The sequence below is a fragment of the Capnocytophaga sp. genome, from assembly GCF_030532915.1.
Classification (GTDB): Bacteria; Bacteroidota; Bacteroidia; order Flavobacteriales; family Flavobacteriaceae; genus Capnocytophaga.
Map to the genome: position 1 here is coordinate 9,092 of NZ_JAUNKD010000039.1, position 9,168 is coordinate 18,259.

Below are 9,168 nucleotides of genomic sequence, written 5' to 3' on the forward strand. Positions count from 1 at the left end.
ACATAAACGGACGAAAAAAACACAAATGGACGAAAAACGCAAACGGCAGAGATATATCGCACATACTCCGCTTTCGCAAACGGCAGAGATATATCTCTGCCCTACAACAGCGACTGAAAAAATATTATTTTTGTAACATAATCAAGTTCCCCCTCCTTGGGAGGGAGTCCGCGAAAGCGGAGTATGTGGAATAAGGGAGAGGACTATGCAACTATTAGAAAACCACAACGATTACCACCTCGGTTTTGAGGTGCAATCACCTGAAAAACAATTCATTTCGTGGGACGCTACCTACGAGGAAGTCATCGCTTTGCCGTGTGTGGAGCGGGATTTTTATTTGAGTAACGAGACTTACGAATATTATCATTTCAAACACCCTGTGCGGATGGGAAATTTGCTGTTTTCCAAATTTGACATTCGCATAGACAACCCACAGCGTAAGGATATTGCCGTACAAGAATACTATGCCCAAGGCGAAAAAGGCGTTTCGGAATTTGATTTTTGGCAAGTCCATCATCAACTTGAAAAGCATTTGCCCCTCGATAAGCATTATAAATCTCGTGAGGATATTTATTCGTTTTTTCGCAAAGACGAAATCACATTTTTGGTCATTTATTACGGAGAGCCACCGAATCAATATGTGTTTTTTAATATTATCAATGCTCGTAAATATCCTGAGCTGATTACGCCGATTGACAATGAATACGATATACAACTTGCTGATTTTGTGTTATTTCCAAAGGATTATATCGGCATCGATACGGATTATCTAAAAAACGAAGCCGTCAAACGCCGACCGCCTATTTTGACTGAAAAATTTGGCGACAAAGCCGTTTTGTGGCGAGATGAAGTCAATGGACAAATCGGTGTGAGTGTGGGCGATTTTTGCAATATTTTTCCGCTTTCGGACATCAAAAAAGTGGACATCGACCGTATGCTTCCTGCCAAAGGCGGTGGGGCGGATTCCTTGCGTGTGCATTACAAAAACAGAAAATATCCGCGGATAATCTTCGGTACGCAAGAATACGAACTGGATAATTTTTTGCCCCAATTGGAAAAATTTTTCGGTATGCCTATCGAAGTGGTGGGGTTTTATTATAATTGTTAATTTTAAAAAAATCATAAAATGGAAATAAAAACACACTATCGCAAAATCTCAAAAATAAAAAATGAGATTAAAAAAAACGCTGAAATTAATGTAAATGATAAAAATTTAAAGTTATTTACTCAGGCATTACTAAATGATGAGAAATCAATAAAAATAGCCTTTTCTTTTAACGGTAATGATTATGAAGATGAATATGATCAATATGATATGATTGACCGTTGCCTTATTTCTCAGTATGGTTTAGTTTCTCAGTTCATTAAATCACCAAGCCAAGAGACCTATAATCAGCTATTAAATGCTTATTTTCTAAAAATAATTTATTTTATTGCTGAAAAAAATTACCAAAAAAATACACAAAATGGCTTTGATACTGATAGAACATTAAGTCTAATTTTCGCAATGGCGTATTGTGATAATAGCATTCAAGGCGAAATGATGAAGGTTTTGGAATATTATAAAGACCATCAAGGCGACAATTATGAAGAAGATGAAGAAGATGAAGACAACGATTTTTATGGTACAAAAACTATCTTGCCTTTAGCTTATCATTTTTATCAACAAGACCCCAATAATAAGCCGTGGTCATTTGACTTAACAGGCATAACAGACAACAAAGGAAAATCCGTAAAAGCCGATATTATGGCAAATATGACATCACTTTATCAAAAAGCGATTGAATTTCTTTATACCGATAATATGGAATTGTTTAAACAAATCGTTGATGAGTTGTGCCAATATCATTTGGATAATTCTAAAGGTGATTATTTACTGGAGTTTAATGGTAATACTGCCGAATATTTTCCGATAGAAATTTTATTTTTGCTCAAAAAACGAGTAGAAAAAGGACTTTCTATCGAAGGCATTCATCATATATTGATTGACGAATTTTTGCCGTATTTTTTAGATGATTTTATAATGTCTGATGATAATCAAATTTTTTTACAAAGAGCTTTAAATCCTTAATTTATGCCCAACCCCCTAGGCGGTCGCCATCAAGCATCAAAAAAGTGGACATCGACCGTATGCTTCCTGCCAAAGGCGGTGGGGCGGATTCGCTGCGTGTGCATTACAAAAACAGAAAATATCCGTGGATAATCCTTTGTACGAAAGAATACGAACTGGATAATTTTTTGCCCCAATTGGAAAAATTTTTCGGTAAGCCTATTGAAGTGGTGGGGTTTTATTATAATTGTTAATTTTAAAAAAATCACAAAATGGAAATAAAAACACACTATAAAAATGATTCAAAAATTGCTGAAATTCTTTCAGAAAAAGTAATATTGGCATCAGTTGATGATGCGTTGGACTTAATAGGAAATTTGTCTTATCAGGGATTTGCTCAAATCATTATTCACGAAAAAAATATTACAACGGATTTTTTCGATTTAAAAACCAAAATTGCAGGTGATATTTTACAGAAATTCACTCAATATCAGATACCTTTGGTTATTGTTGGGGATTTTTCAAAATACGAAAGTAAAAGTCTGAATGATTTTATTTTTGAAAGTAATAAAGGAAAGCAAATCAATTTTATGACATCAATTTCAGATTTTTTAACGAAAAAATAACAACGGCAAGTTACTTTTATAAATTGAATCTAAAAATCAATCAAATATAAATTAAAACACAATAAAAACAATTGATAATGAAGAAGTTATACTTATTAGGAATTTTATTATTCGCTGTAAAGGGATTTTCTCAAACCATCATCTCGCAAGGCTATTACGAAGGCACTATCGGAACGGATTTAAAAGTGGGGTTGTATTTGGCGGTCAAGGAAAATGAATGTCCAACCACCTATGTAGAAGCCTATTACAAATACGAAAAATCCAGCGAACGCATTTTGCTGTCGGCTTCGATGAACGACAATCAGCAATTTTTTACTTTGGTGGAACGCGGAAACACGGGCGTTCTGATTTTGACGCGTAAAAACGACACTTTGGAAGGACTTTGGATAGCCCCGGACGGCAAAAAACAGCACAAAGTGATGCTCAAAGCCCTACCGCAATCGCAAAAAAGTCACGAGCGTATGGAAGACCATTTGGAGCAACTTAATTACGAAGCACACGATTGTTAATCGTTGGTTTTTAATGGTTTAACTACAGAATTACATTGAAAAAATAACCGTTGTAGGGAATGGATATATCCATTCCGTCAAATCCGTTTTCACAAACGGCAGAGATATATCTCTGCCCTACCAACGACCGAAAAAATCATTATTTTTGTAATATAATTTAACGCCCTGCAACTCCCCCTCTCCTTGGGAGAGGGCTGGGGGGAGGATAGAGGAACTTATGCAACTTTTAGAAAATCACAACGATTACCACCTCGGCTTTGAGGTGCAATCACCTGAAAAACAATTTATTTCGTGGGACACCACCTACGAGGAAGTCATTGCTTTGCCTTGCGTAAAACGAACAGATTATGAGGATTATGGCGGAGGGGCGTTTAGCGGTCAATATGTGTTTCGCTATCCTGTGCGAGTGGGTAACTTGCTGTTTTACAACCTTGAATTTAGCCTTTCCAGTAGGCAACGTACCGATATTGCCGTGAGGGAATTCTATTTTACGAGCAAAAAAGGAGCTTCTTCTAAACACGATTTTTTACGGATTTGTGAGCAACTTAATAAAGACTTGTCGCACGAGGAAGTAGATGAATATTTAGAAAATTTATATTACCACAATCATAAGGGCGACATCTGTTTTGGTATGCAATATAACGGCGAGGCTCGGCGTCGGGACTTCTTTTTATCTATTTATAATGCAAGGGATTACGAAGAAATTATCAAACCTATGGAAAACGACATACAACTGGCGGAATTTTTGGTTTTTCCACCGAAAACCATTCAGATAGATGACAATTACCGAGAGGATATTTCCGTGAAACGCCGTCCGTCTTTACTGACCGAAAAGTTTGGTAATCAGGCTGTTTTGTGGCGAGATGAGGTCAATGGGCAAATCGGTGTGAGTGTGGATAAATTCGTTCGGATTTTTCCGCTTTCGGGCATCGAAAAGGTGTATGTCGAGCGTATGCTTCCTGCCAAAGGCGGCGGTGCGGATTATATTTTCATACAATACAAAAACGAAAAATTTCCCACCAAAATTCTTGAAGGCAAGAACAATCTTTTTGATAATCATATCGTTACATTGGAAAAAATATTCGGTATGACCATCGAAATTACAGGGTTTTATTATAATTGTTGAGGTTTAAATACGATTATTTTTCGCCCAAAACCATATTGAGCTTTTTCCGAAAACGAAATTTAAGCTATTGCTTATTTTCGTTATTTTGAAAAAAGTAAAATAAGAGCGTTGTTAATTTCGTTTTTTGTGTATTTTTGGACTAAAAAAAAACCATTCACCTTTAATTTAAACTAAATCACTATGAAAGAAAATTTATTAAAAATTTTGAACCACTTCAAAACAACTGAAAATCAGAATATTATCATAAAAAATCCGCTGTACGAAGGCAATGTAGAAGTGGCTTATTGGGTGCTTCCGTTTAGTTTCGACACGGGTTTTCACCGCCCTGAATACGATTACAAAAAGGAAATTAAACTGACCAACAAGCTGTTCCAAATGGTGGGTTTTCCTGAGTTTTCGGACGAAGAATTGCAAAATATTTCCAAAGGTTTGGGCTATGCGATGATGATTTTTGATTTTGCCATAAAATCGAAAAACAAAAGGATAAACGAACTTCCCATCACTTTCGGAATTTACCCCGATTCCGCTGGAAATCTGAGATTTACCTATTGCGATAAGCCTTATATGGGAACTTATTTGAATTGTTTTCAAAATATGAAACCTTTTGTTTTGGAAAATGCAACCGAAAACGAGCAGCATTATTACGAAACGATGTTGCAACTTTCCGAAGCGGTGTGCAACGAATTGGAAATCCCCACCGAGCAAAATCAAGGCGTTTTCCAAAATAGAAAAATAATTGATAATCAGTCGTTTGAGGAGTTGGTGAATCTGCTTAATTACGATAATTATCTTTCGGAAGCAAACCTTGCCGAGCTAAAAACCGATTGGCAAAATATCCGCGAAAACCGTCAAGCCTTTGCTCAAAAACTCGTTGATAAAGGCGTTTTGTTTGAGGAAGATTTGGCGTATCTGGGTGATTATCAGACGGAAGATTTCCTCCATTGGGCGTTTGTGGGAAAACTCAAAGTCTATCAAGACGATTGGAAATTTGACACCGAAGCCCTCAGCGATTTTATCAGCGAAACGATTGGTCAGCCGTTTCAAGTTACCTTTGAAGAGTGCGGAAACGACAGCGACATCGTCCGTGAAAAACTTGAAAATCAGACGAATTACACCCTGTTCGACCTGCGTAGCGGTAACGACGACTGCCATTTTATCATCGCCAAAAAACAGGACAAAGAGCGTATTTACCACCTCGCCGACCAAATCGGTTTGTGGATTGAGTAGTAGGGAAGAGATACATCTCTTCCGTCGTAAATAAGCAATTCATTGCGTATCAAGAACAAAAATGCAAAAACACTTTTTTCAATAATTAAAAACACTCTAAAAATGACTACAAACGAAATACAAAACCGAAAAGGAGCGACAAAACTTGAAAATATTCCGCAAGAAGTGTTGGAATTGTTAAACGAGGGAACGATAGAAAGCGTTAATTTGACCGAGTGGCTTGCCGTAAATCATACGACTTTGGTGGCTGCGGTGTTTCCGAAAATGGGAATTTCCAATGCCTATGTTTCTGAAATTCAGGAAATCATAAAAAATCAAAAAAAGCCTTCAACGATGAATACCATAAAATTGGTTGGGGCGTTTCTTTACAAAAAATACGCAAAATCAACGGATTATTTGCCAATTTTTGAAAAATTATCTTCGCATTTATCGGATTCGGTGCGTTGTTATGCCACTTATTTTATGGCGTTGAACACCGATTTTTCACTCGAAAAAAAGCTCGGTTTGTTACAGCCGTTGGTGGCGGACAAACATTTTGGGGTGCGTGAGGTGGTTTGGATGGCACTCAGACCCGAATTGAGCGAAAATTTGGCGTTTTCCATTGATTTTCTATCGGTTTGGGCAGAAAATGACGATGAAAATATCCGTCGTTTTTCTTCGGAAGCCTTGCGTCCGCGTGGGGTGTGGTGTTCGCATATCGAAACCTTGAAAAATTCGCCGGAATTGGCATTGCCCATTTTGGAAAAATTGAAATCGGATTCGGCTAAATATGTGCAAGATAGTGTAGGGAATTGGCTGAATGATGCCAGTAAATCGCGCCCTGATTTCGTGCAGGAATTGTGCAATCGTTGGAAAAATGAAAGCCCCACAAAATCAACAGAGTACATCATCAAAAAAGCCTTGCGAACCATTTTAAAGTAAGGGAAATGCCAAAGTAGGGAGCGGATATATCCGTTCCGCCGTAAATATGCAATTTATGGTGTATCTTTGCGAAAAAAGTAAATGTGTGTCGAGGCTCTCGACCTTTGCCTTACAATGATAACAAAAATAATTAAAAAATATAAACAATGGAAAATCAAATTATTAGCGATACATTCATCGTTTTTATGCGGAAAATGAATGCGTGGGAAGTGGCTGCCGACACCGAGTTGGGCGACAATTTTGAGCTTTTTGACGATGCCGACTGGCAGGAAAAACAAACGCAAATCGTGCGGGAGATTTTTGAGGAGCATCTCACCCAAAAAGAACGCAAATACGGAATGCTCTCCGCAGGGATTTCGGTGGGATTTCCGCCCAAGTACGACCCTGAAAAAGAGACTATTACCAGCATCGAAGTCAAAGGAAATTCCGCCGTTTTGACCACCCAAAAAAACTACGCAGGTATTGAGCGTGAGCGCATTTACAAACTCAAAAAAGTGAACGAGCGTTGGAAAATCGACACCGCCAAAGAAAAAAGCAAATACGACGACAAATGGCACAGCGTGATTTTTTAGGTTTTTTGGTAAATTTTTAACAATAAATAATTAAAATTATGACTCATAAAATCCCTGAATATCAGTTACCTGAACAATATCAAGGCGAGGAAGAAATCGCCATCAAATGCACCACCGAAAAACAAAAAAGACTTTGGGCAGAAGCACTTCTGCAAATGACGGACTTAAAAAGCATATTCTTTCAGTTTGGCATCAAAGAGGCGTTGTTTGAGGCGGTTTGTCAGATGTATTGGCTTGATTCTCTGTATCTTCAAACGCGATTATCCAGCTTGGAAGGCATCGAGCGAATGACCTGTTTGCAGGAATTGTATCTTTTTTCTTCGCCCAAATTGGAGAACATAGACCCCATCGGCAAAATGACCCAGCTCAAAATTTTAGCGATTGAATTGCCCAAAATCACGGATTATTCGGCACTTGCATCGCTTGTCAATCTGGAAGAATTGCAGTTGGACGGCGGAATGGACAGATACCAAAAGCTGGACAATATTCATTTTGTTAAAAATATGAAAAAACTCAAAAAATTATCGCTGACTTCCACGCGAATGGCCGACAAAAATTTTGATGCACTCACCGAGCTTACCGCCTTGCAAAGGCTGGATATTTCACTGAATTATCCTGTTGAGGAGTTTGAAAAATTACGCTCATTGCCCAATTTAAAAGATTGCTCGGCTTTGCACTGGAAATTAGATTTAAAAATTTGATAATCAATTTAATAAATAAAGAAAATATGAACAAAATTAACATCGAATCGTATAAAAGCGTTGGCGATTTTCATTTCGGAAAAACGCAAGAGGAGATTATCGCTCAATTTGGGGAAGCCGGTCGCGTGGAAATCGATAATATTATGCAGAGAGCGAGTGAATTTCGCGATGCCAAAGAATTGATTTACGACAAAAAAGGCAGTCAATACATTCTAAATCAGGTAATTTGCCACAAAGACACCACGCCGATGCTGGGCGACACGGATATTTTTGCCGTTGGGCTGGACGCTCTAAAAGCCTTAGACCCTGATTTTGTGGAAGGTAAGTGGTACATTACTTTTCGCAACTTGGGCATCTGTTTGGGTGGTTTCGGCACGAAAAAAATCCCTGAAAAACGCCTTTTAATCGCCTTTGCCTCTGAAAAATTGGAATTTTACGAGAATTTTGCGGTTGTGTAAATACGCAATTTATTGCGTATCGTGTAGGGAACGGATATATCCGTTCCGCCGTATTTGTTCCGCCAAAAATGAAAACGGCAAAGATGTATCTTTGCCCTACAACGAGCCGAAAAAATCGCGTGTCGAGGCTCTCGACCAACAAAAAACATTATTTTTGTAATCAAAAAAAGACAGACTATGAAATCAATGATTTCTCTTGGGATTGGCAATGTGTATGTATATGATACTGATGCGTTTAGCCAAAAAGAAAAAGATTTTTGCAGTAAAATGTATTCGGTGATTTATTTTGCGGATTTGTTCTGCAAAAACGGCATTTCCAAAGTGTTTCGTCCATTGAATTTGTATTTGACTGACGACAAAAGCCAAAATGGGGTGCGTTTTCATCACGGCATCAGGCTTTGGGTCGATGTGGAAAAACTCAAAAATACGCCCGATGAATTGTTCCCCAAAGAAGCCATTTTAGCCGTCAGACAAAGCCTGATTGACCTTGCCCCAATGCACGACTGGACGGCAGAAAACATCGAACTGAATTTTGCAAAAGTACTGGAAATCAACCTACAAGGACAATGGACGGTTACCAAAAACATCACCCACAACGAGGCTAAATTTCAGCTCGTTATGCAGTACGATGGCAATCAAATCGTTAGCAATCTGACTGGTTATGTGCAGTTTATGATGAAAATCAAACCGCCCAAACAAAAGGCGATGCTCGTGCCTGTGTCGCTCAGAGAGGTATTCAGAGGCGTATTAGTGCCGTCAATGGTGAAGGATTTTTCGTTCAACGGCGATGTTTTGACCCTGAAAATCAGCAATACGCAAATCAAAAAATGGCAGGTGAATTTTGGCGAAAGCATCACATTATCAGATATTTCGCAGTAGGAAAGTCCGCGAGAGCGGAGTATGTGCAGATACATCGCTTCCGCAAAATTCGTTCCGTACATTGTCATTTTGTTATCGTAGGGGCGACCCAAGCGAAGC

General features: G+C 38.3%; 12 protein-coding genes. All 12 read left to right on the plus strand.

Annotated features, from left to right (window positions below; translation table 11 throughout):
• Positions 1–205 precede the first annotated feature (205 nt).
• The 12 genes from Q4D72_RS10375 to Q4D72_RS10430 all read left to right on the plus strand — a co-directional run bounded on the left by Q4D72_RS10375 (position 206) and on the right by Q4D72_RS10430 (position 9,069).
• The gene (locus Q4D72_RS10375) at positions 206–1,108 is read left to right on the plus strand and encodes a hypothetical protein (RefSeq protein WP_303077792.1); all 903 of its coding nucleotides are present in this window, start codon (positions 206–208) and stop codon (positions 1,106–1,108) included.
• 18 nt (positions 1,109–1,126) lie between these two features.
• On the plus strand, positions 1,127–2,071 hold the full coding sequence (locus tag Q4D72_RS10380) for a hypothetical protein (RefSeq protein WP_303077793.1): 945 nt from the start codon (positions 1,127–1,129) through the stop codon (positions 2,069–2,071).
• A 44-nt stretch (positions 2,072–2,115) separates the two neighbouring features.
• Complete coding sequence (locus tag Q4D72_RS10385) at positions 2,116–2,304, plus strand: hypothetical protein (RefSeq protein WP_303077794.1); 189 nt, start codon at positions 2,116–2,118, stop codon at positions 2,302–2,304.
• 18 nt (positions 2,305–2,322) lie between these two features.
• Entirely contained in the window at positions 2,323–2,676 is a 354-nt protein-coding gene (locus tag Q4D72_RS10390) for a DUF4180 domain-containing protein (protein ID WP_303077795.1), read from the plus strand.
• Between the two features lie 77 nt (positions 2,677–2,753).
• Entirely contained in the window at positions 2,754–3,185 is a 432-nt protein-coding gene (locus Q4D72_RS10395) for a hypothetical protein (protein WP_303077796.1), read from the plus strand.
• A gap of 217 nt (positions 3,186–3,402) precedes the next feature.
• Positions 3,403–4,311 carry a hypothetical protein gene (locus Q4D72_RS10400; RefSeq protein WP_303077797.1) on the plus strand — a complete coding sequence of 303 codons (909 nt, stop codon included), beginning with the start codon at positions 3,403–3,405 and terminating at the stop codon, positions 4,309–4,311.
• 180 nt (positions 4,312–4,491) lie between these two features.
• Positions 4,492–5,538, plus strand: a complete 1,047-nt coding sequence (locus Q4D72_RS10405; RefSeq protein ID WP_303077798.1) for a hypothetical protein — start codon at positions 4,492–4,494, stop codon at positions 5,536–5,538.
• Between the two features lie 102 nt (positions 5,539–5,640).
• Positions 5,641–6,459 (plus strand): DNA alkylation repair protein, encoded by an 819-nt coding sequence (locus Q4D72_RS10410; RefSeq protein WP_303077799.1) that lies wholly within the window; start codon positions 5,641–5,643, stop codon positions 6,457–6,459.
• 146 nt (positions 6,460–6,605) lie between these two features.
• Complete coding sequence (locus tag Q4D72_RS10415) at positions 6,606–7,031, plus strand: NTF2 fold immunity protein (RefSeq protein WP_303077800.1); 426 nt, start codon at positions 6,606–6,608, stop codon at positions 7,029–7,031.
• A 38-nt stretch (positions 7,032–7,069) separates the two neighbouring features.
• Positions 7,070–7,732 carry a hypothetical protein gene (locus Q4D72_RS10420; RefSeq protein WP_303077801.1) on the plus strand — a complete coding sequence of 221 codons (663 nt, stop codon included), beginning with the start codon at positions 7,070–7,072 and terminating at the stop codon, positions 7,730–7,732.
• Positions 7,733–7,758: 26 nt separating this feature from the next.
• Positions 7,759–8,190: a hypothetical protein gene (locus Q4D72_RS10425; RefSeq protein ID WP_303077802.1), complete on the plus strand. Its 432-nt coding sequence runs from the start codon at positions 7,759–7,761 to the stop codon at positions 8,188–8,190.
• 177 nt (positions 8,191–8,367) lie between these two features.
• The gene (locus Q4D72_RS10430) at positions 8,368–9,069 is read left to right on the plus strand and encodes a hypothetical protein (protein ID WP_303077803.1); all 702 of its coding nucleotides are present in this window, start codon (positions 8,368–8,370) and stop codon (positions 9,067–9,069) included.
• Positions 9,070–9,168: the final 99 nt, after the last annotated feature.

Bases quoted from the DNA above. Each gene is read 5' to 3' on its own strand.
- Q4D72_RS10415 (WP_303077800.1), top strand. From the start codon at position 6,606: ATGGAAAATCAAATTATTAGCGATACATTCATCGTTTTTATGCGGAAA.
- Q4D72_RS10400 (WP_303077797.1), top strand. From the start codon at position 3,403: ATGCAACTTTTAGAAAATCACAACGATTACCACCTCGGCTTTGAGGTG.
- Q4D72_RS10380 (WP_303077793.1), top strand. From the start codon at position 1,127: ATGGAAATAAAAACACACTATCGCAAAATCTCAAAAATAAAAAATGAG.
- Q4D72_RS10405 (WP_303077798.1), top strand. From the start codon at position 4,492: ATGAAAGAAAATTTATTAAAAATTTTGAACCACTTCAAAACAACTGAA.
- Q4D72_RS10410 (WP_303077799.1), top strand. From the start codon at position 5,641: ATGACTACAAACGAAATACAAAACCGAAAAGGAGCGACAAAACTTGAA.
- Q4D72_RS10395 (WP_303077796.1), top strand. From the start codon at position 2,754: ATGAAGAAGTTATACTTATTAGGAATTTTATTATTCGCTGTAAAGGGA.
- Q4D72_RS10390 (WP_303077795.1), top strand. From the start codon at position 2,323: ATGGAAATAAAAACACACTATAAAAATGATTCAAAAATTGCTGAAATT.
- Q4D72_RS10430 (WP_303077803.1), top strand. From the start codon at position 8,368: ATGAAATCAATGATTTCTCTTGGGATTGGCAATGTGTATGTATATGAT.
- Q4D72_RS10420 (WP_303077801.1), top strand. From the start codon at position 7,070: ATGACTCATAAAATCCCTGAATATCAGTTACCTGAACAATATCAAGGC.
- Q4D72_RS10425 (WP_303077802.1), top strand. From the start codon at position 7,759: ATGAACAAAATTAACATCGAATCGTATAAAAGCGTTGGCGATTTTCAT.
- Q4D72_RS10375 (WP_303077792.1), top strand. From the start codon at position 206: ATGCAACTATTAGAAAACCACAACGATTACCACCTCGGTTTTGAGGTG.